Annotated in this window: 32 protein-coding genes; 6 read left to right on the top strand and 26 right to left on the bottom strand. The window is 36.6% G+C overall.

Annotated elements, in window-relative coordinates; translation table 11 throughout:
- Positions 1-34: 34 nt before the first annotated feature.
- The 26 genes from QM923_RS03170 to QM923_RS03295 all read right to left on the bottom strand — a co-directional run bounded on the left by QM923_RS03170 (position 35) and on the right by QM923_RS03295 (position 18,830).
- Positions 35-454, bottom strand: a complete 420-nt coding sequence (locus QM923_RS03170) for a hypothetical protein (protein ID WP_006153800.1) — start codon at positions 452-454, stop codon at positions 35-37.
- 11 nt (positions 455-465) lie between these two features.
- Positions 466-1,035: a major tail protein gene (locus QM923_RS03175; protein WP_045616007.1), complete on the bottom strand. Its 570-nt coding sequence runs from the start codon at positions 1,033-1,035 to the stop codon at positions 466-468.
- A 2-nt stretch (positions 1,036-1,037) separates the two neighbouring features.
- Positions 1,038-1,364 carry a hypothetical protein gene (locus QM923_RS03180; protein ID WP_000172711.1) on the bottom strand — a complete coding sequence of 109 codons (327 nt, stop codon included), beginning with the start codon at positions 1,362-1,364 and terminating at the stop codon, positions 1,038-1,040.
- Positions 1,365-1,371: 7 nt separating this feature from the next.
- The gene (locus QM923_RS03185) at positions 1,372-1,740 is read right to left on the bottom strand and encodes an HK97 gp10 family phage protein (protein ID WP_045616005.1); all 369 of its coding nucleotides are present in this window, start codon (positions 1,738-1,740) and stop codon (positions 1,372-1,374) included.
- Positions 1,718-2,071 (bottom strand): phage head closure protein, encoded by a 354-nt coding sequence (locus QM923_RS03190; RefSeq protein ID WP_414290849.1) that lies wholly within the window; start codon positions 2,069-2,071, stop codon positions 1,718-1,720. The genes QM923_RS03185 and QM923_RS03190 overlap by 23 nt, the downstream gene beginning before the upstream one ends.
- Positions 2,071-2,328, bottom strand: coding sequence for a head-tail connector protein (locus tag QM923_RS03195; protein ID WP_049520291.1), 258 nt, complete (start codon positions 2,326-2,328; stop codon positions 2,071-2,073). Before QM923_RS03195 ends, QM923_RS03190 begins: the two co-directional genes overlap by 1 nt.
- Before the next feature lie 2 nt (positions 2,329-2,330).
- Entirely contained in the window at positions 2,331-3,536 is a 1,206-nt protein-coding gene (locus QM923_RS03200) for a phage major capsid protein (RefSeq protein WP_414290850.1), read from the bottom strand.
- 18 nt (positions 3,537-3,554) lie between these two features.
- Positions 3,555-4,253 carry a head maturation protease, ClpP-related gene (locus QM923_RS03205; RefSeq protein WP_195594102.1) on the bottom strand — a complete coding sequence of 233 codons (699 nt, stop codon included), beginning with the start codon at positions 4,251-4,253 and terminating at the stop codon, positions 3,555-3,557.
- Positions 4,246-5,532, bottom strand: coding sequence for a phage portal protein (locus QM923_RS03210; RefSeq protein WP_414290851.1), 1,287 nt, complete (start codon positions 5,530-5,532; stop codon positions 4,246-4,248). The genes QM923_RS03205 and QM923_RS03210 overlap by 8 nt, the downstream gene beginning before the upstream one ends.
- 69 nt (positions 5,533-5,601) lie before the next feature.
- Complete coding sequence (locus tag QM923_RS03215; protein ID WP_414291046.1) at positions 5,602-5,940, bottom strand: type II toxin-antitoxin system RelE/ParE family toxin; 339 nt, start codon at positions 5,938-5,940, stop codon at positions 5,602-5,604.
- Positions 5,933-6,226, bottom strand: coding sequence for a type II toxin-antitoxin system RelB/ParD family antitoxin (gene relB / locus QM923_RS03220; protein ID WP_045615998.1), 294 nt, complete (start codon positions 6,224-6,226; stop codon positions 5,933-5,935). The genes QM923_RS03215 and relB overlap by 8 nt, the downstream gene beginning before the upstream one ends.
- A 65-nt stretch (positions 6,227-6,291) precedes the next feature.
- The gene (locus QM923_RS03225; RefSeq protein WP_414290852.1) at positions 6,292-7,884 is read right to left on the bottom strand and encodes a terminase large subunit; all 1,593 of its coding nucleotides are present in this window, start codon (positions 7,882-7,884) and stop codon (positions 6,292-6,294) included.
- Positions 7,881-8,354 carry a phage terminase small subunit P27 family gene (locus tag QM923_RS03230; RefSeq protein ID WP_414290853.1) on the bottom strand — a complete coding sequence of 158 codons (474 nt, stop codon included), beginning with the start codon at positions 8,352-8,354 and terminating at the stop codon, positions 7,881-7,883. The genes QM923_RS03225 and QM923_RS03230 overlap by 4 nt, the downstream gene beginning before the upstream one ends.
- A gap of 44 nt (positions 8,355-8,398) precedes the next feature.
- Complete coding sequence (locus QM923_RS03235; RefSeq protein WP_045615996.1) at positions 8,399-8,629, bottom strand: hypothetical protein; 231 nt, start codon at positions 8,627-8,629, stop codon at positions 8,399-8,401.
- A gap of 2 nt (positions 8,630-8,631) precedes the next feature.
- Complete coding sequence (locus tag QM923_RS03240) at positions 8,632-8,844, bottom strand: DUF4314 domain-containing protein (protein ID WP_061421034.1); 213 nt, start codon at positions 8,842-8,844, stop codon at positions 8,632-8,634.
- A 59-nt stretch (positions 8,845-8,903) separates the two neighbouring features.
- Complete coding sequence (locus QM923_RS03245; protein WP_061421035.1) at positions 8,904-10,076, bottom strand: DNA cytosine methyltransferase; 1,173 nt, start codon at positions 10,074-10,076, stop codon at positions 8,904-8,906.
- Positions 10,073-11,329 carry a site-specific DNA-methyltransferase gene (locus QM923_RS03250; RefSeq protein WP_414290854.1) on the bottom strand — a complete coding sequence of 419 codons (1,257 nt, stop codon included), beginning with the start codon at positions 11,327-11,329 and terminating at the stop codon, positions 10,073-10,075. Before QM923_RS03250 ends, QM923_RS03245 begins: the two co-directional genes overlap by 4 nt.
- A gap of 1 nt (position 11,330) precedes the next feature.
- Positions 11,331-11,762, bottom strand: a complete 432-nt coding sequence (locus QM923_RS03255; RefSeq protein WP_414290855.1) for a helix-turn-helix domain-containing protein — start codon at positions 11,760-11,762, stop codon at positions 11,331-11,333.
- A gap of 262 nt (positions 11,763-12,024) precedes the next feature.
- Entirely contained in the window at positions 12,025-12,390 is a 366-nt protein-coding gene (locus tag QM923_RS03260) for an HNH endonuclease (RefSeq protein ID WP_102210790.1), read from the bottom strand.
- A gap of 1 nt (position 12,391) precedes the next feature.
- A complete protein-coding gene (metK, locus tag QM923_RS03265; protein WP_414290856.1) occupies positions 12,392-13,429 on the bottom strand; it encodes a methionine adenosyltransferase in 1,038 nt (345 codons plus the stop codon).
- A gap of 49 nt (positions 13,430-13,478) precedes the next feature.
- Complete coding sequence (locus tag QM923_RS03270) at positions 13,479-13,673, bottom strand: DUF6900 domain-containing protein (protein WP_414290857.1); 195 nt, start codon at positions 13,671-13,673, stop codon at positions 13,479-13,481.
- 55 nt (positions 13,674-13,728) lie between these two features.
- Positions 13,729-13,956, bottom strand: a complete 228-nt coding sequence (locus QM923_RS03275; RefSeq protein ID WP_006153903.1) for a DUF7678 domain-containing protein — start codon at positions 13,954-13,956, stop codon at positions 13,729-13,731.
- 196 nt (positions 13,957-14,152) lie between these two features.
- The gene (locus tag QM923_RS03280) at positions 14,153-14,635 is read right to left on the bottom strand and encodes a hypothetical protein (RefSeq protein WP_414290858.1); all 483 of its coding nucleotides are present in this window, start codon (positions 14,633-14,635) and stop codon (positions 14,153-14,155) included.
- A gap of 1 nt (position 14,636) precedes the next feature.
- Complete coding sequence (locus QM923_RS03285) at positions 14,637-16,004, bottom strand: SNF2-related protein (RefSeq protein WP_414290859.1); 1,368 nt, start codon at positions 16,002-16,004, stop codon at positions 14,637-14,639.
- Entirely contained in the window at positions 15,985-16,266 is a 282-nt protein-coding gene (locus QM923_RS03290) for a VRR-NUC domain-containing protein (protein ID WP_414290860.1), read from the bottom strand. The genes QM923_RS03285 and QM923_RS03290 overlap by 20 nt, the downstream gene beginning before the upstream one ends.
- 278 nt (positions 16,267-16,544) lie before the next feature.
- A complete protein-coding gene (locus QM923_RS03295; protein ID WP_414290861.1) occupies positions 16,545-18,830 on the bottom strand; it encodes a phage/plasmid primase, P4 family in 2,286 nt (761 codons plus the stop codon).
- A 303-nt stretch (positions 18,831-19,133) separates the two neighbouring features.
- Between QM923_RS03295 and QM923_RS03300 the strand changes: the two genes are divergently transcribed.
- From QM923_RS03300 to QM923_RS03325, 6 genes are all read left to right on the top strand, one after another.
- Positions 19,134-19,268 (top strand): hypothetical protein, encoded by a 135-nt coding sequence (locus QM923_RS03300; protein ID WP_257994450.1) that lies wholly within the window; start codon positions 19,134-19,136, stop codon positions 19,266-19,268.
- On the top strand, positions 19,243-19,560 hold the full coding sequence (locus QM923_RS03305; RefSeq protein ID WP_414290862.1) for a hypothetical protein: 318 nt from the start codon (positions 19,243-19,245) through the stop codon (positions 19,558-19,560). Before QM923_RS03300 ends, QM923_RS03305 begins: the two co-directional genes overlap by 26 nt.
- Entirely contained in the window at positions 19,553-20,674 is a 1,122-nt protein-coding gene (locus QM923_RS03310) for a DUF2800 domain-containing protein (RefSeq protein WP_414290863.1), read from the top strand. The genes QM923_RS03305 and QM923_RS03310 overlap by 8 nt, the downstream gene beginning before the upstream one ends.
- Positions 20,675-20,678: 4 nt before the next feature.
- On the top strand, positions 20,679-21,224 hold the full coding sequence (locus tag QM923_RS03315) for a DUF2815 family protein (RefSeq protein WP_414290864.1): 546 nt from the start codon (positions 20,679-20,681) through the stop codon (positions 21,222-21,224).
- 17 nt (positions 21,225-21,241) lie between these two features.
- Positions 21,242-21,385: a hypothetical protein gene (locus QM923_RS03320; RefSeq protein ID WP_162837936.1), complete on the top strand. Its 144-nt coding sequence runs from the start codon at positions 21,242-21,244 to the stop codon at positions 21,383-21,385.
- A gap of 171 nt (positions 21,386-21,556) precedes the next feature.
- Entirely contained in the window at positions 21,557-23,512 is a 1,956-nt protein-coding gene (locus QM923_RS03325) for a DNA polymerase (RefSeq protein ID WP_414290865.1), read from the top strand.
- The last annotated feature ends 16 nt before the right edge of the window (positions 23,513-23,528 follow it).

The raw sequence follows: 23,528 nt of genomic DNA on the forward strand, positions 1-23,528 counted from the left end.
AAGCCAGTTTCCTTACAACAAAATAAATAGCTTTCTACCGTAAAGATTTCTTCACTTGCTGTTTCTGTTTGATCTGCTTTTTTCTTGTATTCATCCCTTGGTTAAGCATGTTCATTAAGATAGTTGCTACTTCTTGAACTGGAAACTCCTCCATCTCCATAAAGAATTCTTTGAATGGTTTAATTCTTGGATTAGCAGATTTCGCAAATACCCAAAAAATTCTGTGAAAAAAAGTCATATCAAAATTGGTCAGGATAGATAGATCAATGTCACCAGTTTCGAGTTTTTCTTCCTCATTTAGGTGTTCAATCTTATCGAGAATTGACTGCGTACTCACCATTGAAAACAAGTCTTGAAAATAATCTTTACCAAACTGTTCTTTATAAGCAATCGGTGTATAGGCATTAGTAGCTAATTCATAGGTCTTTCCTGAAATTGTAATACTATCTCTCATCTGTAACTCCTTTATTCACGAGGTTCAAAGACTTCCTTGAACCAATTCTGACGAATCTCATCACTTGTTTCTTCTGTCGTTTTGCGACGAACCACCTTATCAAGTGGCCGAGGACTTGCAGTAAAGTTTAGCTCAACCTCATTAATATCTGAACCAGATTTTGTTTTTGATCCCATTGACGGACGTGATGCGTAACAGTAATACAAAACATGAAGTGTTTCTTTCTTATCTCCTTCAAAACGAAACATCAGAGCGAAATTCTTCTTTTCAGCATTTGCGATTTCAGAAATTGTTTTAGTTGTTGGATCTAATTTTTCTCCTAAGACACGAGTTAAAAATTCTTGGGTTAATAAGGCGAGCTTCAATGTTCCCTCATAACCATCATTTGATTCCGAAGTATAAAAGTTGATATTATCTGCCTTGTATGAACCTTTGTCACCAGTCGGTTCCAAGGTTAGTTCTGCTGCACCTCGTAATCGTTCAACCGTCCCATAAGTCAATGCGCCATTTGAAGCTTCAGTTGTAACTTCTGCCCAATGAACATCTTGTAATCCAAAGGTAACTTTATTTTTTTCAGTCATAACTATCCTCCGTTTAATGAAATGTAATATGTAATTTGATAGAGTTTTTCAGTTGAGATATAAGTCTCTACTTTGTCAAAAAAAATTGAATGACTATCGAATAAGTCATCCATCTTAGTTTCGATTTCTAAGTCCTTCTTTAAGGTATAGAGTTCCACTTGAAGATTAAGAGTCTTATGATAGCTCCAATTATCAGCTCCAGCATTTTCTGAGTCCTTAACAAGATATACAATAAATGGTGGTGCTGGACTTCTTCCTTCTTCAAAATGATGATAAGCTACTGGCAACTTTGATTTTATTAAAATGTTATAGAAATCTTTTAATGTCATGAAATCCTCACAATCTTTGTCTCAGCCTATCTTCAAGTGACTTAACGGCACTTTTTTCAACGATTTCAATATGTTTTTGCCCTTCTACTCGACCACCATTTTGTTTAGCGTGACCATTTTCTAGGAGATGAGTTAAGCCTGGTGTTCGGTTATGAATGGTTTTTGTTAAGCCTGTAGGACTGTCACTTGTTGACTTGCTTTTCCAACCTCGTGCATACTTACCAGTTTTTCGTGGAGAAGAGATCTTTAAAGTATCTACAGCACTGTCTGTTACTTCTTCTACTACCTCTCGCATTGCAGATGTCGTCTCTTTAATGTAATCACCCAACTCTTGATCAATTACTTTTTCCAACTCATCCATTCCTATCCTGTTCATAGTCATTCTCCTTAGTTGCTACAATATAAATCAATTGCCTAGGAACGCTATCACCATCAATTGAATCTATCGTAAAGTAGACGTCTCTGTATCTTATCCGAGCTTTTAATGAACTTAGATTTAGTACCGCTTTGTCGTACCTTAGTGTAAATTGAATTTTGTTATAAAGGAGTTTAGACACACTCCCCTCATTTTCTGCCAAGGTCAATGGCCGACTAGAACACCATCTTTGGAAAACCGTGTTCCAAACTGAAGATTCATTTCCAATTTCATCAACCACAATTTTACGCACTTCAAATGTAAGACGGTCACGTAACGGAGCAATTTTCATCAAAAGATATCCTTCCTATCAGCTAATAGTAGGTGATATAACATTTGTTTTAACTCTTTATAATTAGCTGTTTCACGGTGTTCATAAAGATAGGCAACCCCATACAGGATTGCCATTCTTAGAACCTCACTGTAAGTATTCTGCCTTAATGTTTCTTCACAGAGTTTTTTACTCGTATCAATCAATTGCCTAATCAAGTCATCTTCATCTGTGTTTTCTACCTTAAGGTAAAGTTTTGCCTCTTCTAGACTTATCATGATTATTTTGCTTTCACAGTTAAAATTTTCACTGCTTCTGGTAATACTAATTTCCCATCAACACGTTGAGATGCAAGAAAACCAATTTGACCATTATTAGCATAAAGTTCATTGAGACGTTTAAAAGTACGTCCTTGGCGATCTGCAATCCAGTAATAAGAGAAATCACCAAATGCAATGGCTTTATTCCCCTGTTCAGGTAGGGGTGCAAAGGTAGATGTATAGTATGGACGGTTAAGAATTAAATCTGGTTGTCCAGCTTGTGTAGACGGTTGCCAAATATAATTTCCGTTATTGTCTTTCAGTTTACGGATTGCTTTAACAGTTGTATCATGAAGAATCCATACTGCATTTTTACGATACGGAGCAGGAAGAGTATGATACAATTCAATCATGTCATCAAACATAATGTCTTTAGTCGTCGTTGTAGGACCTGTAACATTTGCTTGCGTAAAGATTCCTGTTGGTTTCTTTGAGCCATCTCCAATAAGGAATGATTTCTCTTCTTCTGTACCAATACGTCGTGCAAACTCACTAGTCATATAGGATTCTAAATCAAATACTGAGTCATTTAACAATTCTTCTGAGATTCGAATAGCTGTCCCAATCTTATGCGAATCGAGTGTTACTTGACCAAATGTCTCATCAGTTTCAGGATAAAGTCCATTTTCATCCATCCACGACGCAGTTCCGTGCCCTGTAACAACTGGAATCTTCCGCTCTCCACTTGATGTTTTAATGACAGTTGCTAGACTTCGGAAGAAATTCTCTTCTTGAAGACCTTGAACTAGTTTTTTCTCATACTCATCAGGTACTAAATGGCCACCCTCTGTATCTTCTCCAACACGAAGAACATCCTTAACATCAAAGAAGTTACGCTTACGGACATTCGTCCAAAAGGTTTTGGAGTAGACATCAGACTTAGTTCCCTTCTTCTCATCTTCTACCTCACTATCTTTTAAGACAGTGGTAGGCTGTCTTGTCAAAGCCTGAGAAGTTGGTTGAGCAAGTTCTAAATCAATCTTTTCTTGTCGTTCTAAGCGAGTAATTTCTTGATTATAGCGATTGATTTTACTTTCCATTTCATCATAGCGTTGAGAATCTTCTTCTGAGACTAAACCATCTTCAGTTCGCACTGAGTCTAGGAAAGTTTTTGCTTGTTCCCAAGCTTGATTTCGTTTTTCTTTTAATTCAAGTAATTTAGACATAGGTTAGTTTTCCTTTCATTATTTCAATAAATCTAATCGTTTTCTTAACTGATTGAGAGGAGTCGTTGATAAAGGTTTGTAGCTATCTATTTTGGCTTGAAGTTTAACAACAAGGTTATGATCCGCAGTGGCTCTACTAAATGAATAACTGCTTAGTTCTAGTTCTTCTTTAGGTTCATCTTTACTGAATAAAATCTTGTCCGCAAAGCCAAGTTCAACTGCTTTTCTCGCATTAAACCATGATTCAGAATCCATTAAATGTGAGATTTTTGTCCTAGATAATCCTGTTCTTAACTCATAGGCATTCATAATAGACTCTTTGATTTCCCCCAGCATTTCAATGACCTTTTCCATATCCTTTGCTTCACCTTGTGCAATTGTCCATGGATTGTGAATCATCATCATTGCAACAGGACTCATGGATACTGTTGTTCCAGCCATGGCAATGACACTGGCAGCACTAGCGGCAAGACCATCAATTATGACATGCACATTTCCCTTGTAATCCATCAGCATGTTATAGATTTGTGCTGCAGCAAAAACATCACCCCCTGGACTATTAATCCAGAGGGTGATATCACCTTTTCCTGCATTTAAATCATTTTTAAAGAGTTGTGGAGTAACTTCATCTCCAAACCATGTTTCATCAGCAATCTGTCCTTCAATACGAAGAGTGCGAATATTCCCTTCGTCTGAAAAACTCCAAAATTTACGCATCTTCTTCCTCCTTTGGTTTTTCTTGAGGTTGTTCAATTGCCTGTTTTGTCATAAAACCACCAGCATCTTTTAATTTAGTCATATTTCCGTTAATCAAATAAAGGTTTCCTCCTTCTTCATCTGTTAAAAGATTTAAATCTTCAAGTTCTCGAATATCATTTGTAGATAGCCAGCCATTCTGTCTTGCAATAGCATACCCACTCATACGACTTTGATAATCTCCACGTAATAAACCATCTACGTTGAACTTAACAAAGTACTTCTTCTTTTCTTCAGGTAAAAAAAGAGACCTCTTGAAGGCCTGTTCTAAACGAACTACCCAAGGGTCTAATGTGTATTTGACAAATTCTAGTGATTGTTGCTCGATATTTGAAAATGAAGATTTTTCTAAATCACCAATCATATGTGGTGGTATTCTATACAAACGTGCGATCTCATTAATTTGAAACTTCCGAGTCTGTAAGAATTGCGCTTCTTCTGGAGGAATACCTATTTGAGTGTACTTCATTCCTTCTTCTAGAACTGCAACTTTATGTGCATTTGTGACACCGTTATAAACCGCATTCCAAGAATCACGTACTCTTTTTGGGTCTTTTAGAATTCCTGGATGTTCCAATACACCACCTGGATTCGCACCATTTTTAAAGAATGATGCTCCGTAATTCTCTGTAGCCAAGGTCATTCCAATTGCGTTCTTTGCTAATGCTATGGGAGAATAGCCAATCAATCCATCAAAACCAAGTCCGGGAATGTGAAGGACATCTTCTTGTTTTAAAATAACACTGCCTTTATCCTTGAAATTTGGATTTTCTTCGGTCTGACGTTGATATTTGTAGTAAAGTTTCCCATTTTCATCACGGTGTACTGACATTTTATCTGGTAATAAGGGATACAAACTGATAACCTGACCGCTCTTATCCCTTATGATTTGAATATATGCATTTCCCCATATTAAAAGATGAGTCATCAAAGTTTCTCGAAAGACAAAAGAAGACATCTCTGGATTTGGTTCATCATGAAGTAAGAAATATAGAGGATGTTGAAATTTTTTCTCTCTCCCATTAGACGTTCTTTCGTATATGTGAATGGGTAGAGAAGCGACAGCTTCAGCTAATATTCTAACACAAGCATAAACAGCTGTAGTCTGCATTGCTTTAAATTCATCTACATTTTCACCACTAGAAGTTCGTCCAAAGAGATAGGAAAAGTCCTGTCCCTCATAGCTATTATGCGGTTTATCTCGTGATCTTTTTCTTCCAATAAAATCTAAAAATCCCATATAATCCTCCATTTTTGAGTACAATAAAAGCACCTCATTTGTGAGATGCTCTACGAATTAAAATTGAATTTACTTATAGAATAACTTAGCCCAATTCTGCTTGGAATTTAAAATTCTTGAGACATAAACCTCATATTTGTCGATATAATAAAAAGCTAAGTAATTTTCAATTGGCATATATCGATAACGTTTTCCGTCATCTGTTAATTCACCATAACCTCGACTCGATACCAAAGGGCATGCTTCTGGAAAGGTTTCTAAAGTTTCTAGTGCCGTTAAAATAAGGTCTAGTTTACTATCAGCAGATTGTTGGCTGTAAAAATTCAGTACAATATAATCATGTATTTCTCTCAAGTCTTTCTTAGCTTGATCCGTAAGAGAAACATGGTAACGTTTATGATTATTCAAGTCCAAATTCCTTTCTTACATCTGCTAAAGACGTTAGTTTACCTTGTTCAATTTCTTGATGTCCCAACAAGATTTCCTTTTTCAAATCTTCAAAAGCAACCTGATATTGAGTCTCTTGTGAATCACTAAATACGAACTCTTTAGGGTCAACCGCACCTGTCGCAATTTTACGAAGTGCAGCATTAAAAATATCTGACAGGGTTAACTTTTCATCAGCTAAGATTTCTTTCGTTTGTTGGTAAAAAGTCGAATCTGCTCTAAAATTAACAGGTTGAGTACTTGCCATGATTAATACCTCTTTGTAAAGATGATTTGTAAATACATTGTATCATCTTTATATTTAAAATTCAACTAAAAGCTCAATATCCCTCGCTCATCATAGATACTACTATCATTGTTTTGGTGTCGAATACATCTATCAATCCCCATTATAAGAGCAACAATTCCATCAATTTTTTCAACTGATTTCTCCTTATCTGGCTTGATATTTCCTGCTGGGTCTTGTCTCATGACTACGTTTTGCGACATCCATTTTAGAACTGGTTGTCCTCCATGTTGGATGCGACCTTCCATCATTAGTTTGAATAATTCCTTTGACGGTGGACTCATATCCTTGTACCCCTGACCAAAAGGAATCATCGTCAGTCCCATATCTTCTAGATTCTGCACCATTTGTGTTGCATTCCATCTGTCATAGGCGATTTCTTTTATATTGTATAGCTTTGATAAGTCCTCAATGAACTTCTCAATAAAGCCATAATGAACAACATTACCCTCTGTCGTCTTTAGATAACCTTGCCGTTCCCATACATCATACAAAACATGATCCCTACGACAACGAAGTTCAAGAGTATCTTTTGGTAACCAGAAATAGGGTAGAATGATGTAATTTTCTAGTTCATTCCTAGGTGGAAAAACTAAAACAAAGGCTGTGATGTCGGATGTACTTGACAAGTCTAGTCCTGCATAACACTCACGACCTTTCAAGCTTTCAAAATTGATTGGTGCATCCCCTTTGTCGTATACATGTTCTGGAATCCAAGCAACCGTAGAATTTGTCCACATATTTAGCCGTAGTTGCTTGAATACATTTTCTTCAGCAGGATTATCAAGTGCTTGTTTATATGCTTCTCTGACACGGTCTAAGCCAATGGTATGACCTAATGACGGATTAGCTTTTAACCAGTTACTTTCGTCATTCCAGTCCTCTTCATCAGATAAACCATAAACGACAGGATAAAAAGATGTATCTTTCTTTCTGTCGTTTAAAATATCAAGTGCTTTTGTATGTAACTCGTAACAAATTGAATTCTTATCTGTTCCTGCAGTAGTAATGATAAAAAATAAGGGTTGTTCTCGTGCATCCCCTGAACCTTTAGTTAAGACATCATAGAGGTGGCGATTGGGTTGCGCATGAATTTCGTCAAACACGAGTCCTGAAACATTGAGACCATGTTTTGTACCAGTCTCAGCGGATAAAACTTGATAGAAACCTGCATTAGAGTAGTTAACAATTCGTTTCGTAGCACCCATTATTTTTGAACGTTTCTCTAAAGGTCGACTCATTAGTACCATTTGTTTTGCTACATCGAATACAATAGAGGCTTGATTTCGGTCGCATGCAGCACCATAAACTTCTGCACTGGCTTCATTATCTGCATAAAGTAGATAAAGAGCGATTGCTGCTGCTAGTTCACTCTTCCCATTCTTTTTTGGAATTTCAATATAGGCAGTTAGAAATTGACGATTCCCATCTTCTTTAACAATCCCAAATAAATCTCGTACTATCTGTTCCTGCCAAGGTAAAAGTATAAACTTCTGACCTGCCCATTTTCCTTTAGTATGACAAAGGTTTTGAATAAAAGTCACTGCTCTATCAGCCTTACTTTTATCATAATGTGATGTAGCTAGCATAAAAGGAGTTGGTTCATAATGAAAAGTCATAGTAAACCTCCCAACAAATCTTCCATTTCGTCACCGTTACCAACCTCTGAATCCATAGTAGCTAAACGACTCCTAGCGGATGGGGTTAGACCAAATTGTTCACAAAACTTCAGCATGATTTTTAAATTAGTTTGACTAATTGAAACTTGTGGAACTTGCTGTAAATACCCATTTGGTGTCTTTAAGATAGAACCATGTTTTGATAAAAACTCCTCTGCTTCTTTCCACCGTGCGTAAGCTTGACAATAACCTGCAAATGCAGTCATATCCATTTCCGTCAGTAATCCCATTTGTTCCAATATTTTTCCCATCCGCTTCCATTCCCTCTTAGCATCTTCTTCAAGCCACTGGGGGCAACGTGGAGCCTTCTTTTGAGGTTTTACTTCATTCGTTGGGAGAGGCCGTTTACCAGGATTACCTTCTAGAACTTTTAAATTTGTAGGTTTCGGTTTACGTCCTCTAATTGCCACTAATTCACCTCCTAAAATAAAAAGAACTCACATCGAGTTCCAAATTATAATTTATTGTATGTATCCACTATTTCTTGATAGATAATTTTATCAAAATCATCCATTCGGTCAGTGATTTTACCATATTCATAATGAAAAACTATTTCTTTATTTCGTTTAATTTTTAGGATTGCTATCCAAGCGCCATCAATATGTCGGTCATAGGTACTATATTCCCTAAGAAACTCAATATGATAGTGCCGACCATTGAATTCTCTAGTTATCATTTCCCACATAACTATTCCAATTTCATTATTTTATCAATTCCGTAAAGTACATTTAAACTTTGTCCATTATCCCAACTTACTAAAATTGAACCAATATCATCAACACCAATTACCGTACCGAGAGTACCTATAGGTGGTGCAAATGGATCCTCCATTTCGAGTAATTTGACTCGAGTCCCATTTGGATACAATGATTTCAAAGTCTTGACTTTTAAGCCATCCATAATACAACCTCTTCTCTTTCTTTTAGTACATATTAACTCTAAAGTTCATCTTTATCCAGTTATTTTTGATGATATTTTGAAGATAATATAGCACAACCAATAGCATAAACAACTGGTACTGTGACTCCGTTTCCTGCTTGTTTATAAAGTTGTGCATCTGAATTTACAGCTTTTGCCTTTTCAAATAAGTCATCACTGAAACCTTGAAGTCTAAAACACTCTTTTGGAGTAAGCCTTCTAATTTTGACAACACGACCATTCCAAACTACTGCGCCCATCTGGCAGCTACATGAAAGGTTGTGAGCTATTCCTCTCCCTACTCTTCCCCTTCTCGTTAATGAACTTGGATAAGAAAGATCAACTGAGTCACCGATCTCCGCCAATTGGTAACCTTGCTTTGTTCCGTTCCTAACCTTGATACCTTGTGTCAAAATTGGTTGGATCTCAAGCACTCCAGAGTTCATTGCTGTACGCTTTGTTGCACCAGCAGTATAACGAGCAGTTATACATCTTGCTTCTTCAGTTAACTTTGGTCCAGTTAGCGATTGGTCAATCAGATATAGACCTGTCTTAGCTCCTAGTCCACCACCCTCTCCAACAAGTGTTGTTGCAATACCACTGGGGTCATAGACACGGTAGCTTTGCATACCGCCTATAAGTTGCTTAAGATGGCTACTGCTTTCTCTACTGAGAGGTAGTACTTTTCGTCGACCTTTTCTTCTAAGATGTCCAATAGTATAGATGCGTTCTCTATTTTGTGGTACTCCGTAATCTTTTGAGTTGAACACTTGCCATTCAAGGTCGTACCCTGATTCATCCAAGATAGAGAGATAGTCGAGATAATCTCTTCCCCCACCACTTGATAAAAGTCCTTTAACATTTTCAAGGAGAACCCATTCGGGTTTATCTTCTTCTTTTTGGCTTTTGATGAGTTCAACAAATGTAAAAAAGAGTCCACTTCGCTCACCGTATAGGCCGGCTCGTTTCCCTGCGATAGACACATTTTGACAAGGGCTTCCCGCACACCAGAGATCTGCTTTTGGTAATCGTGTTGGATCGATTGTTGTGATATCGTCATGAAACCATTCTCCTTTCGTATCATACATTGCTTCATAAGATTTGCGTGCAAACTTATCTTTTTCGCAAAATCCTATACACTTCATTCCTGCTAATTCTAGCCCATGTCGAAAGCCACCAACTCCGGAAAAGAAATCTAGAAACGTTAATGTCATACTTGTTCCTCCAACTCCTTTAACACTTGGTTATAAGTTAAAACCTCATGATTACGTTGTACGGTTACTTCAGTATCGCCTGTAACTTCTATATAGCGTTTAACAATGACATCCACAAACTTTTCATCTAGCTCGATTCCATAACAAACACGTCCAGTCTGATCTGCAGCTATTAAAGTAGAACCAGAACCTAAAAATGGATCTAAAACTATTGTTCCACGCATAGAAGAGTTTTGAATAGGGTAAGCCATAAGTTGAATTGGTTTCATGGTTGGGTGGTCTTTACTAGACTTAGGACGGTCATATTCCCAAATGGTAGTTTGCTTCCGATCACTAAACCATTGATGCTTTCCTTTTTTCTTCCACCCATATAAACAAGGTTCATGTTGCCATTGATATGGGCTACGACCTAATACAAGTGAGTTCTTTTTCCAGATACAACACCCACTCAAATAGAAACCAGCATCTTTAAAAGCTTTACGGAAGTTGAGTCCTTCCGTATCTGCATGAAAAACATAGATAGACGCATCATCTTCCATGTGATTTTCTACTTGAGTAAACATAGAAAGGAGAAACTGATAGAAGTCTCTGTCAGACATATTATCATTTAGGATTTTCCCAGCTGTCTCTTCAACGTCAACGTTATAAGGCGGATCTGTTACAACTAAATTAGCTTTCTTATCACCTAGTAATTGGTCGTAGGTTTCTGATTTGGTGGAATCACCACAAATGACTCGGTGCTTTCCGAGCTGCCAAACATCACCACGTCTTGATACCGTAGGTTTCTTCAATTCTTCTTCCACATCAAACTCATCTTCAGACAACTCCTTGTCATGGACATTTGAGAGGATGTCATCAATCTCTGGTGGCTCAAAACCAGTAAGGTCTAGATTGAAATCAGACTCCTGTAAATCTAAAAGTAAGTCCGCTAAGAGAGCTTCATCCCATTGACCTGTAATCTTATTGAGTGCAATGTTCAATGCTTTCTCATCTTCTTTGGGTAAATCAACGATGACGCACTTAGCAGTTTCATAGTCTAAGTCTTTAAGAACTGTCAAGCGTTGATGACCCCCAATTACAGTTAAATCTTCATTGACAATAATAGGGTCAACATATCCAAACTTAAGAAGCGACTGTTTAATTTTTTCATATTCTTTATCCCCTTTTTTCAGTTTCTTTCGAGGATTATAAGCTGCAGGCTTTAATTCTTTCAGAGGAAGTTCTTTTATTTCCATTGTTGGTTGGTTCGTCATTTTAGACTCCTTTGTAAAATCTTATCTGTATGTAGCAGGCATGGCTACAATACTTTCTATTGGGATTGGCATAAGATAAAAATGACCTACCACAACATTGGCAAGTCATTTCTTCATATGCAGTTTGTTCCTTATCATGCTCCTCTTGATGATTTTTCCACCAATTTATTCTGCACCTATCTGAGCAAAATTTCTTCGGTCGTCCAGTTTTATTAGGAACCATAGGTTGAAAACATTGAGGACAGTTTGTACCATCTTGAACTCGTTTCTCAACCATCAAATACGGTAATGTCCCTTGTCCCTTTAACTCAGGATATCTTTTACAAAACTTCTTAACAGAGTCCTTAGATAGACCAGTTGCTTTAGCAACTTCACCGTATCCTAAGCCATTTTTTCTAAGTAACCAAATTTGTTCTCGTTGAAAGTTATTCATACCTGTTCCTCACTTTTATACTAAAAAATAAGGTTATTTTCGTACCTAAATTTAAACAAATTTACGAAAATAACACTCACTTAATTCTATATTCTTACTGGATTCTTTACTATTTTGAATTGATTTTTATATCCCACCCTATCAATTTTGCGAAATTTTACGTTTAAGGGGGCGTCGGTCTTTTACGGACAAGGGTTTAGAGATTTTATCCCCCCTACCCCAGAGAGAAAAAAATAAATACTTTTAGAACGAATCTACAATATTAAAACCGATAGGTATATTCCACATATCTGTCAGTCGTCTTGGTCTTTCTATCATGACAAGATTTACAAAGAGCTTGCCAGTTGGATTGATTCCAAAAGAGTTCTTGGTCACCTCGGTGGGGACTGATATGGTCAACCACTGTCGCCTTGGTCAGTCGACCATTTCTTTGACAGTAAACACAGAGGGGATTCAGCTTTAAGTAACGAATCCGTGCTTTGTTCCACCTTGAATTGTAACCTTTAGCTTTGGTTGTCTTGGCATCAAGTGCGTGGTTAGTCTTGTGGTCATCGCAGTACCTGTTTCCATAGGTCACAAGGTTTGGACAACCATTCTGCTTGCAGGGAGTTCTTGGTCTACGTGGCATTTTACTGCTCCCAAGGAAGAGTTGGTTTCGTAAAATGTCCAAAACATGTAGATTGAGTGTAGTCTACGTTTAGAAGATCCAACTCCTTGATAATCCCTTTCGGTGTTAAATCGTACCGTTCTTTAATCATTCCTACCAATTGTTTGCTCGTATAGTTACTTGTTCCAAATGTTTCTACATGAATAGAAACCGGTTCTGCGACTCCTATAGCGTATGCTAATTGAACTTCGCATCGTTTAGCATATCCTTCACGAACGATGTCTTTTGCAATCCTACGCGCCATATAAGCTCCTGAGCGATCCACCTTACTTGGATCCTTTCCTGAAAATGCACCACCACCATGATGCGCAAATCCACCATAGGTATCAGCGATAATTTTTCTTCCAGTAACTCCAGCATCTGCATAAGAACCGCCAAGAACGAAACGACCAGTTGGATTCACCAAAATATTAAAATCAAGGTTTTGTCTATACCGTTTAGCAACTTTCATCATAGATTCTTTAACAATTACTCTTAAATTCTCAATTGTCATTTCATCGCTATGCTGAATTGATACTAAGAATGTTGTAATTCTTTTATTGTCATAATCATAAGAAACCTGTGCCTTAGCGTCTTTCCCTAAGATCGGATGCTGAAGTTCCATAAGATTCTCAAGAACACGAGTTGCTAAAACGTATGGAAGTGGTAAGCATTCGTCAGTTTCATCAGTTGCATAGCCATACATCATCCCTTGGTCTCCAGCACCACCTGTATCAACACCTTGAGAAATATCATCACTTTGTAAACCGATAAGATTCGTCACAATGATATTTTCCATTCCTAGTGGTTTAACGACATTTCGAACAACAGTTTTTAAATCAAATAAGGCTGTTGTTTTCATTTCACCAGCAACCACTATATGATTATCTTTGATAAGAGTTTCTACTGCAACCCTGCTATTCTTATCTTGTTCTAAACATACTGTTAGAACTGCATCTGAAATCTGGTCACAAATTTTATCTGGATGGCCATTAGATACTTGTTCACTCGTAATAATCATTATTTCCTCCACGAAAAAAGCCTTCCCATTTGGGTAAGGCTCTGTTTATTTATTTTGCTTTTCTACCTGCTTCATAGGCTTGTTCAAGCATTTCTTTCAATGCCCAAACGCTGATGTCATAAAAGTCAAGGCTGTCGCTATTTCTCGTTTCTAGAGTTTCAGCGCCAATTCTATTTTTTGCGATTTTTGTTAAAATATCCTCTTTCTTCATGGCTTTATCCTCTTTCTTTTTTGTTGTAACCATATTACCTCTAAGAGCCGGATATATCCAGTCATTTGTGCATTATTTTAAAGATATTTTAAACTTTTAAAGTTTTCAAAATCACTTCAAGAATAGCTTCTTGTTCATCAGATTCTGGATAGATATCCCATCCTCTGTCATAAGAAATGATAGTATTTTCAGCAACATCAACCTCTAATTTGAATACACATCCTAAATCAATACCTACATCAGAAGGTTGGTCACTGACTTTTGCTATGTAATCAACTATTTGTTCGTGATAATGAATCTGACCTCTGGTCCACATAGTTATTCTCCTCTTATTTTTCTAGGTGTATATTACCGTAGAACCAGAATTTTATCCAGTGAAATTAGCCGATTTTCTATCTTTTTTGACATCTTAAGTATATCACAGTCATTTTTAAAAAGCAGTACCATCTTAGTAACAACTTAGTAACAGGGTAGTACCACCTTAGTACCACCTTAGTAACACCCTAGTATCATTAGCCATTTATACTCAAGGTTTTCCCAGCAAAACGGTAATATTCTTTTACTTGTTTTAAGGCTTTTTGTCTATATCGACTAACTGTCATTCTAGAAACATTATGCTTAGGTAGTAACTCATCCCATGTCAATCCAACTAAGACTAAATCAACTACTACATCCCTCATAATTTCATCAACAGAAGAAACAGCAAGTTCAAAGAAATCGAGATCGGTTTTTAAATGACAGTACTTTTCAAACAGCGACTCCTGATATTCTCTTTCCTCTGCTAAGAACTTATCATGAAAAGATAGAGCCATATTTTCTGTCCTAACATTAGTTTTACTCGTTTTAACACGTTCTTCATTTGTCTGTCTAGTAGCAAGAGAATAGAGAAAAGCATCTTCTGAAATGGGTTTATAGTTTTCAATCAAGTCCTTTGCAATTGTTAAATCTCTTTTTGCATCTTGATAGTGTTGAAAATAGTAGTCTACTTTATCCATATCAACCTCCTACTTGTGCTTTTACTGCTTCAATCAAACGTGATTGTTGTGCATCCTTAGCAGTTAAAGCTTTTAGAATATCATCATCAATTGTACCTTCCGTTACAATATGCTGAATAATCACTGTGTTTGATTGTTGCCCTTGTCGCCAAAGTCGAGCATTGGTTTGTTGATAAAGTTCAAGAGACCAAGTTAACCCAAACCACACTAAGTGATGACCTCCCTTTTGTAAATTTAGACCATGTCCTGCACTAGCTGGGTGTAGCAAACCCACAGAGATATTCCTTTTATTCCATTCATGAATATCAGTTTCACTTTTAAGAACTGTACTTTGAATCCTAAGCTTGTTCAATCGTTCTTGAATACGAAGTAAATCATGTTTGAACCAATAAGCAACCAACACAGGTTCTCCATTTGCTGCTTCGATAATATCTTCAAGTTCATCTAGTTTTTGATCATGTAACTTGATAATTCTATGATCATCAGAATAAACTGCACCATTTGCCATTTGAACCAGTTTATTGGATAAACTAGCAGCATTTGCTGCAGTTACTTCAATCTCGTTTGAGTCAGGGAGAACTGATTCCTTTTTAAACACTTCATATCTTTTTGCTTCTGATTTTGTGAGATGGACTAATTTTTTCGTTGAGATTAATGTTGGCATTTGTAGATAATCCATTGCTTTCATAGAAATTGTAATGTCATCAATCTTGTCAAAGATCTGACACTCTGCATAGTCCATTGGAATATATTCATAAACGACATTTCCATTTCTACGTCCCTCTCTAAAATACCGACTTCGATATTCTCCAATAAAACGTCCCAAACGGACACCACCATCAATGACTTTAAACTCCGCAAACAAATCCATCAATCCGTTGGAACTCGGCGTGCCTGTTAAACCTACTACTCTTTTCATGTAAGGGCGCATTGCCATAAAAGCTTTAAAACGTTTTGATTGCCATGATTTAAATGAACTTAATTCATCAATGATAACCATATCCCACTTGAAATGAGGCTGACACTGTTCAACTAACCAAGGGATATTTTCACGATTTACGATGTAGATATCCGCATCTTTATGGAGTGCTTCTTGCCGTTGTTTGGGACTGCCTACAATTTTTGAATATCTCAAATGAGACAGTTCTTGCCACTGCTCTATTTCGTCACTCCATACTGTATTTGCGACTCTAAGTGGAGCAATTACCAGTACTTTATGAATTTCATAGCGATCAAACATCAGTTCATTAATAGCTGATAAGGTTGTAGCTGTTTTTCCCATCCCCATGTCTAAAATGACTGCTGCATAAGGATTTTTTATGATGAAGTCTTTGGTGACTTCTTGATAGTCATGCAGTTTCAATTTCATCTAACAATTCTCCAATCTTTTCAACTCTGTCTAAAACATGAACTTTAAACCCTAATCTTTGAAATAATTTATGCCTTAGTACTTGTAACTTTCGTGGTTCTTCACCCAGTGCTTTTACTTCCACTAAACCAAACTTGCCGTTGGGTAAGAATACCAATCTGTCAGGTACTCCTGAAAAGGAAGGTGATACCCACTTTGGACTGATTCCACCACGCTTTTTAACCTCGCTTACTAACTTTTGTTCAACCACTTTCTCTCTCATACTTGTCCTCTCATCAGATTTAAATAGTGGAGGTCTAATGAGGTCATTTCCTAAACTTTCCTTATATAGTTTTTCTTAGTTAAATTTCCTATAGAGATAGTTTTAGAAAAGACCATCATTGACTTACACTAAACAAAGAAATGGAAGTCGTGGAACTTAATCCATAAACTTTTCGCCATACTTCAAAAAATATTTTTCACTAAATACTTCAACGACTTACACTCCAAAAATACTTGATTTAAAATCTAGTGGAGATACAGCCTCACTTGTGTAAGTCATTAGTTTAGAAAATCATCGTCGTCAGCTTTTAATGATAACCCCATAATAAAATTCCCTTTATTAGTCCGTTTTCGTTCATAACCAGCTTGATTAAGTGCAGCATAGAAATCAGTTGTACTTCGTGTGTATTCTAAATTTTGAAGGCAATATGCACGATACTTGCTGTACAGTTCTCCTGATTTCTCACTTAATGTTTCTCCCACGACACAACTTTCATTGATGAAATGTCCCAACCAGTCATTAGCTTCACGATAGGATTTGACAGAGTTTGTTACTGCTTTTGGAACTGATGTTTTAAAATTTGCTTTGATGGCTTTTTCCGCTCCTTCAATAATCCACGATAAAATTGCTGGCCCAGCGTTATCGTACAGATAATCCGCAAAATTCTTAATATCTGAACGACCAGTAATTTTGGCATTAAATGGTATAACAACCAAACGTCGCCAAGTTCCATCATCGTTCGCTCCAACTTTTGGTAAATGATTCGTATAAAGTACTAGCGTATGAGATGGAACAAAATGAAATGGATCCTTATACTTCTTTTCTGCTTGAATTTCGTCAGTTGAGGTAATCTGCTTCACAACTGCTGTATTCAATCTCATTCCTTCTGCCATTTCAGAAGCAATTACAAGTCGTTTCCCTTTTAACTCAGCCAGTTCTGGACTCACATTTCGTTTATTATTCATTGTTAAAGCATCTGCAGATAATTTGCCAGAATAGCTTCCAAGTACTCTAGCGATTGTATTCCAAAAGGTTGATTTCCCATTTGCTCCTCCGCCATAAGCGATAATCATATGTTCTTGATAGACTTTTCCGATTGCTGTCATACCGATGATTTCCTGTACATAATCAATCAGCTCCTGGTCATTACAGAAAAAAGTAGCCAAAGTTTCCTTCCATAATCCCAAGCCTTCATAGCTTGGAGAGACAGTGGTCATTTTAGTTATGTAGTCTTTTGGGTCATGTTCATGATAATCTCTAAGTCCATTTCTTAAGTTGTAGGTAGCATTAGGCGTATTAAGTAACATATCGTCCTTATCAAGTTCTGATAAATCAATGGCTAGCATTGGTTTCGCAGTATTATGAGTTGCAGTAATATAGCGATAATCTCTTCGCTTCATAACAAACTGATAATAAGCTTTTGAGGAAAGATAAATAGAATGAAGTTTTTGTTGAATCGGTGTTTCAATCACTTTAGCAAGAGCTTTACCACCTTCACGAACTACTGATTCATCAATTCCGGAGTTGACTAACTCTATAACGGAATTTTCGTATTGTTCAAGAGCATCTGCTAGTTGAAAGTCCATAAACTCAAGAACCTTTCCTATGGCCAATTGTTTATCTTCTTTCCAATACTGACCATTAAAAGTTAAATAGTCTGTTGCATTTGTATAAGCTAAAACATCGCCATACTCTCTAGCTAATACTCCAGCTTCTCCGATATCAGAAAAATCATCCGGTTTTAAAGAAGGCCTATTGAAACTATCTGGTGAAATATAATCATCTGAAGATTTAATTGTCTTATTGTAAAATCGAACCGCACTTCCCCAGATTGTATCTAGTTCAGATTTTTCTAATGGCGGTTCACATCTAGATGCCTGCTCATCAAAACCACTTCTTGCTTCTTGTGTAACTCCTAATCTTTTAAGAATTTTAGCCGCAAAAACTGACATGGTTGAATTTCGACTTCCCTCAGCTATAGGTCCTTTAGGCGGTCTATAAAAGTCAGCATCAAAATCTTCTTCTACTTCTGTAGAATTAAGTTGAAGTAAATCTTCGTCGATAGTCATCCATGAATCATTCCATATAACTTTTGCATTCGGATTGCCAAAGAAGAACCTTGCTGCATCTTTTGCATTATCATCAAAAAATTGATACCTATTCGTGAGCTCTTCTTTCATAGCTACATAAGCTTCCCTATCGTTTGTTTCTTTAATTGGGAAATAAATATGAAACTTTGGACGTGCTATCATTGCACCCTTAGACAACATATGATTTCGGCTAGTAACCAAAGCAAAGTTATAATCAATAAAGATTTCTTTAATGTTCTCTTCTGTAATCCACTCGTTAGGATTATTTGTCTTATCATTATCAATATCCATGACAATAACATCTGATTTTATAAAATTTGAGTTTGAGCGAGTATGATTGGTAAACTCTGCACCTACATGATCGTATTGAACTACATTCAATAATGATTTGTCATCTGTTATTCTGACTTTATTGGGATATACAGTACTTGTTTGGATACCTGTCTTTCCAGAATGACATAACGAAAATTGCATCCTTAACTCCTCCTTAATCTGCTAAAAAATCGAGATTCTATTTCTCTATATCTTTATAGGTAAAATTTGCCTGATATTTTCCGGTTCAGTAGAAATTTATTTCAAAAAAAAATTACTCTTCCTTTATATGTCAAAGGGAGAGTTTTCTTTGTTTTAAATTTTTTATTAATTTTTTAAAAAACCGGAATTCAATCATCTCATTTTACCTATACAGGTGTAAGAATTAGAAATCGAATAGAAAAATATTTTTGAAATCCGGAAATTCTAAAGTGATTCTTACCTATAAAGATAGGAGGATGTGAAATGACAAAAGAACAATTGATTGAACACGATGAACAATTAGTAGATACACTAACTGCCATCAGTGTTATCTCAAAACAACTAGCTAAAAAAATCAAGGAGGACGAACAATATGAGCAAAATGAAACAACTGAATGAGTTATTAAATGAAATGAAGGAATCAGCAAAATGCCAATTAAGATTTATAGAGGAGTTTCAAGAACTACTGTCTGAGGACAACACTACTTCAAATAACGAAAAAATTATGAAAGAACCAAGACATGTTACTCTTGAAGAACTACGTGGTGTACTTGCTACAAAAGCTAGTGAAGGATTTAAAGATGAGATTCGAGCTTTGTTAAAATCTTATGGTGCTGATTCACTTTCAAAATTGGATCCTAAAAACTACTCTGCTTTAATGGAAGAGGCTGGAGGTATTGGTATTGACTAATCATGCTGTATTATCCGCTTCTGCTTCTCATCGATGGCTAAATTGTCCACCATCAGTAAGATTAACCGAAAAACTAGAAGATAAGGTATCAACGTATGCTTTGGAAGGAACAGATGCCCATGAATTGTGTGCCTATTTAGTTGAAACTGCACTTGGACGCAAGGCGCGTGATCCTACTGAACATTTAACTTTCTATAGCGAGGAAATGCAGCATTGCGCAGAAGAATATCGAAACTATGTAGTCGAACAGATAGAAATTGCTAAATCATATTCAAAAGATCCAACCGTTCTTATTGAACAGAGACTAGATTTCTCAAGATGGGTTCCAGAAGGTTTTGGTACAGGAGACTGTATTATTGTGGCTGATGGTTTACTACAAATTATCGACTATAAGCATGGTCTCGGTGTACTGGTTGATGCTGACCATAACCCCCAAATGATGTGCTATGCTCTAGGTGCTTTAGAAATGTTTGAAGGCTTATACAGTTTTGATAAAGTGACAATGACTATTTTCCAACCACGAAAGAATAATGTCTCAACATTTGAAATGGACAAAGAAAAACTACTTCACTGGGCTGAAACTGAACTATCTCCTAAAGCTGAACTGGCTTTCAGAGGTGAAGGAGAAATGAAATCAGGAAAACACTGCCAGTTCTGCAAAATAAAAAGCATCTGTCGCAAACGTGCAGAAGATAATCTAGAACTTGCCAAGATGAAATTTGCTGATCCTGCTACTCTTAGTAATAAAGATATATCGGAGATTTTACCAAAAATTGAACTATTGATAACATGGGCTAACGATGTTAGAAATCATGCTTTAAATCTAGCTACAAATGGCCATACAATCCCAGGTTACAAGCTAGTTGAAGGACGTTCTATTCGAAAATTCTCAGATGAAAATAAAGTAATTCAAACAGTAACTGCTGCAGGATTTGACCCCTACGAAAAGAAACTACTGAACATTACTGGGATGACTAAACTGCTTGGAAAACAAGCCTTTAATGAGCTTCTTGGTAATCTAATTATAAAGCCAAATGGAAAACCTACACTCGTTCCAATTGATGATAATCGTCAAGAAATGAACCTAGCAAAAACAGATTTTATAGAGGACTAAACTTATGACAACAAAAGTTATTACAGGAAAAGATACACGTTTTAGTTATTTAAACGCTAATGAACCTAAAGCTATTAATGGTGGTAAACCAAAGTATAGCGTGTCACTCATCATTTCAAAAGATGATGTTCAAACTATTGATAAAATTAAAGCAGCAATTGAACAAGCCTATAAAGAAGGTGAATCTAAACTAAAAGGGAACGGAAAATCCGTTCCATCAATAGAAGTATTGAAAACACCACTACGAGATGGGGACTTGGAACGTCCTGATGATGAAGCTTATCGCAATGCCTACTTCGTTAATGCGAACTCTCCACATAAACCTGGTATTGTTGATGCTAATCGTCAAGAAATTATTGATACTTCAGAGTTATATTCCGGTATCTATGGACGTGCCAGTATCTCCTTCTACGCTTTCAATTCAAACGGAAATAAGGGAATTGCTTGCGGTCTTAATAACCTCCAAAAATTGCGAGATGGTGAGCCTCTGGGAGGTCGTACAAGTGCTGAAGATGACTTCGCTACAGACGATGATGATTTCTTAAACTAAGAAAGGAGATATGATAGATGATTTTTTCAATTTTTATGACTATTTTAATGGCAGTTTGGCTGTTTACTGGACTATATGCTGCATTTATGACAATTCGAGATGATATCCGATCAGAAAAAGAGAGAAAACAAAAAATGGTGAATACAAATGACAATAATTGAATTTCTATGGACTGTTGCATCTTGTCTCACAATCGCTTTACTCAGCCATCTTTTATATGTTAGTATTCGCAATGACATCAGATATGAGAGAGAACGATTCTTTAGTCGCAGAAATAAACACTAAAACATGGTGGCAGTTCTTCCTGCCACCTTTTTATGAAAGGATGAATTATGCAAATTAAAGAACTATCAGTAGACATAGAAACTTATTGTGATGTAGACCTACGAAAAACTGGAGTCTATCGATATGCGGAAGATGAATCTTTTGAAATCCTTCTTCTAGCAGTATCTATCAATAATGCTCCTGTAATTGTTTATGATCTGACTAAGAATGAACTTCCAAATCTAATCCTACAAGCCTTGCTTGATGATACAGTCATTAAATGGGCTTTTAACGCAACATTTGAGCGCATTTGCCTGTCTAATTGGATTAAAAAACATTACCCTACCTTACTTAATGAGAACTTTTTACCCCCAAACTCTTGGCGATGTAGCATGATTTGGTCTGCTTACTTGGGATTGCCCTTGTCACTTGAAGGTGTGGGTACGATTCTGAAACTTAGTGAACAAAAACTAAAAGTTGGGAGTGAATTAATCCGCTACTTCTGCCTTCCTTGTAAACCTACAAAAGTAAATGGTGGGCGAACACGTAATTATGAAAATCACGCGCCAGAGAAATGGAAAAATTTCATCGAATATAATAAACGAGATGTAGAAGTTGAACTAGCAATCAAAAAAAGGTTGCAAAACTTCCCAGTTCCTGACTTTGTATGGGATGAGTACCACCTTGATCAGAATATCAATGACTGCGGTATTGGAGTTGATATTGACTTTGTCCAGTCAGCTATCAAAATTGATGCAGAGAGTAAAGCAAAAATCCAAGAAGAATTGAAAGCTTTAACAAATCTTGAAAATCCCAACTCCGTTCTACAGATGATTGGTTGGTTACGTGAGCACAATATTGAAACAGATTCACTCGATAAAAAGACCGTAAATAACATTTTACAAAAAGTTGATGAAAAAACTGCAAGGGTTCTAAAATTACGTCAGCAAGCAGCAAAATCAAGTGTATCAAAATATCAAGCAATGATGAATTGTATTTGTAAAGATGGACGAGTAAGAGGAATGTTCCAATTCTATGGAGCAAATCGTACTGGGAGATGGGCTGGACGATTAGTGCAACTTCAAAATCTACCCCAAAACCACTTAAAAGATTTAAATGAAGCGAGAATACTCTTTCAGACTGGTGATAGTGATACTGTAGAACTTCTCTACGATGTTCAAGATACACTGTCACAGCTTATTCGAACATCTTTTATTCCTAGTAAAGATAAGAAATTTATTGTTTGCGACTTTTCCGCTATTGAAGCTCGAGTCCTATCCCATCTAGCGGATGAAACGTGGAGAACTAATGTTTTTAATAAAGGAGAGGATATTTACTGCGCCAGTGCCAGTAAAATGTTCCACGTTCCAGTACAGAAACATGGAGTTAATGCACACTTACGTCAAAAGGGAAAAATTGCAGAGCTAGCACTAGGCTATGGTGGTTCTGTAGGTGCTCTTAAAGCAATGGGAGCTATTGAAATGGGATTAGCTGAAGAAGAACTACTACCTCTTGTTGATTCATGGCGAACAGCCAATCCTAATATTGTCCTTCTGTGGTGGGAGATCGATAAGGCCGTCAAAACTGCTATCAAGGAACAAACCGAAACGGAAAGTCATGGAATTCTATTCAGTGTTGAAAAAGGAATGTTATTTATTACTCTCCCATCTGGACGAAGATTAGCTTATGTGAAACCAAGAATTGGAGAAAATCAATTTGGAGGGGAATCAGTAACTTATGAGGGAACCGGTTCTGCAAAACGATGGGAAAGATTAGAAAGTTATGGTCCAAAGTTTGTAGAAAACATCGTTCAAGGAATTAGTCGAGATATCTTAGCTTATTCAATGGAACAACTAAAAGACAAGAAAATCGTTGGCCATATTCACGATGAGCTTATCATCGAGTGCTTACCAACACAAAAACTGGATGAAATATCTAATCAAATGTCTAATTCTCCAAACTGGATGGGAGATATCAATCTACGAGCCGAAGGGTATGAATGCTACTTCTATCAAAAAGACTAAAGAAAATCCGCATCCT

The organism is Streptococcus infantis, assembly GCF_047463275.1.
Taxonomy (GTDB): Bacteria; Bacillota; Bacilli; order Lactobacillales; family Streptococcaceae; genus Streptococcus; species Streptococcus infantis_AF.

Coding starts and splice junctions, on each gene's coding strand:
- QM923_RS03250 (WP_414290854.1), bottom strand. CDS start 11,329: ATGACGAACCAACCAACAATGGAAATAAAAGAACTTCCTCTGAAAGAA.
- QM923_RS03315 (WP_414290864.1), top strand. CDS start 20,679: ATGACAACAAAAGTTATTACAGGAAAAGATACACGTTTTAGTTATTTA.
- QM923_RS03270 (WP_414290857.1), bottom strand. CDS start 13,673: ATGGTTACAACAAAAAAGAAAGAGGATAAAGCCATGAAGAAAGAGGAT.
- QM923_RS03295 (WP_414290861.1), bottom strand. CDS start 18,830: ATGCAATTTTCGTTATGTCATTCTGGAAAGACAGGTATCCAAACAAGT.
- QM923_RS03185 (WP_045616005.1), bottom strand. CDS start 1,740: ATGAACAGGATAGGAATGGATGAGTTGGAAAAAGTAATTGATCAAGAG.
- QM923_RS03305 (WP_414290862.1), top strand. CDS start 19,243: ATGAGCAAAATGAAACAACTGAATGAGTTATTAAATGAAATGAAGGAA.
- QM923_RS03285 (WP_414290859.1), bottom strand. CDS start 16,004: ATGAAATTGAAACTGCATGACTATCAAGAAGTCACCAAAGACTTCATC.
- QM923_RS03320 (WP_162837936.1), top strand. CDS start 21,242: ATGATTTTTTCAATTTTTATGACTATTTTAATGGCAGTTTGGCTGTTT.
- QM923_RS03210 (WP_414290851.1), bottom strand. CDS start 5,532: ATGGGATTTTTAGATTTTATTGGAAGAAAAAGATCACGAGATAAACCG.
- QM923_RS03195 (WP_049520291.1), bottom strand. CDS start 2,328: ATGATAAGTCTAGAAGAGGCAAAACTTTACCTTAAGGTAGAAAACACA.
- relB (WP_045615998.1), bottom strand. CDS start 6,226: ATGGCAAGTACTCAACCTGTTAATTTTAGAGCAGATTCGACTTTTTAC.
- QM923_RS03180 (WP_000172711.1), bottom strand. CDS start 1,364: ATGACATTAAAAGATTTCTATAACATTTTAATAAAATCAAAGTTGCCA.
- QM923_RS03170 (WP_006153800.1), bottom strand. CDS start 454: ATGAGAGATAGTATTACAATTTCAGGAAAGACCTATGAATTAGCTACT.
- QM923_RS03245 (WP_061421035.1), bottom strand. CDS start 10,076: ATGACATTAACGTTTCTAGATTTCTTTTCCGGAGTTGGTGGCTTTCGA.
- QM923_RS03190 (WP_414290849.1), bottom strand. CDS start 2,071: ATGAAAATTGCTCCGTTACGTGACCGTCTTACATTTGAAGTGCGTAAA.
- QM923_RS03300 (WP_257994450.1), top strand. CDS start 19,134: ATGACAAAAGAACAATTGATTGAACACGATGAACAATTAGTAGATACA.
- QM923_RS03175 (WP_045616007.1), bottom strand. CDS start 1,035: ATGACTGAAAAAAATAAAGTTACCTTTGGATTACAAGATGTTCATTGG.
- metK (WP_414290856.1), bottom strand. CDS start 13,429: ATGATTATTACGAGTGAACAAGTATCTAATGGCCATCCAGATAAAATT.
- QM923_RS03235 (WP_045615996.1), bottom strand. CDS start 8,629: ATGTGGGAAATGATAACTAGAGAATTCAATGGTCGGCACTATCATATT.
- QM923_RS03275 (WP_006153903.1), bottom strand. CDS start 13,956: ATGTGGACCAGAGGTCAGATTCATTATCACGAACAAATAGTTGATTAC.
- QM923_RS03255 (WP_414290855.1), bottom strand. CDS start 11,762: ATGAATAACTTTCAACGAGAACAAATTTGGTTACTTAGAAAAAATGGC.
- QM923_RS03225 (WP_414290852.1), bottom strand. CDS start 7,884: ATGACTTTTCATTATGAACCAACTCCTTTTATGCTAGCTACATCACAT.
- QM923_RS03200 (WP_414290850.1), bottom strand. CDS start 3,536: ATGTCTAAATTACTTGAATTAAAAGAAAAACGAAATCAAGCTTGGGAA.
- QM923_RS03205 (WP_195594102.1), bottom strand. CDS start 4,253: ATGCGTAAATTTTGGAGTTTTTCAGACGAAGGGAATATTCGCACTCTT.
- QM923_RS03240 (WP_061421034.1), bottom strand. CDS start 8,844: ATGGATGGCTTAAAAGTCAAGACTTTGAAATCATTGTATCCAAATGGG.
- QM923_RS03280 (WP_414290858.1), bottom strand. CDS start 14,635: ATGGATAAAGTAGACTACTATTTTCAACACTATCAAGATGCAAAAAGA.
- QM923_RS03290 (WP_414290860.1), bottom strand. CDS start 16,266: ATGAGAGAGAAAGTGGTTGAACAAAAGTTAGTAAGCGAGGTTAAAAAG.
- QM923_RS03325 (WP_414290865.1), top strand. CDS start 21,557: ATGCAAATTAAAGAACTATCAGTAGACATAGAAACTTATTGTGATGTA.
- QM923_RS03260 (WP_102210790.1), bottom strand. CDS start 12,390: ATGCCACGTAGACCAAGAACTCCCTGCAAGCAGAATGGTTGTCCAAAC.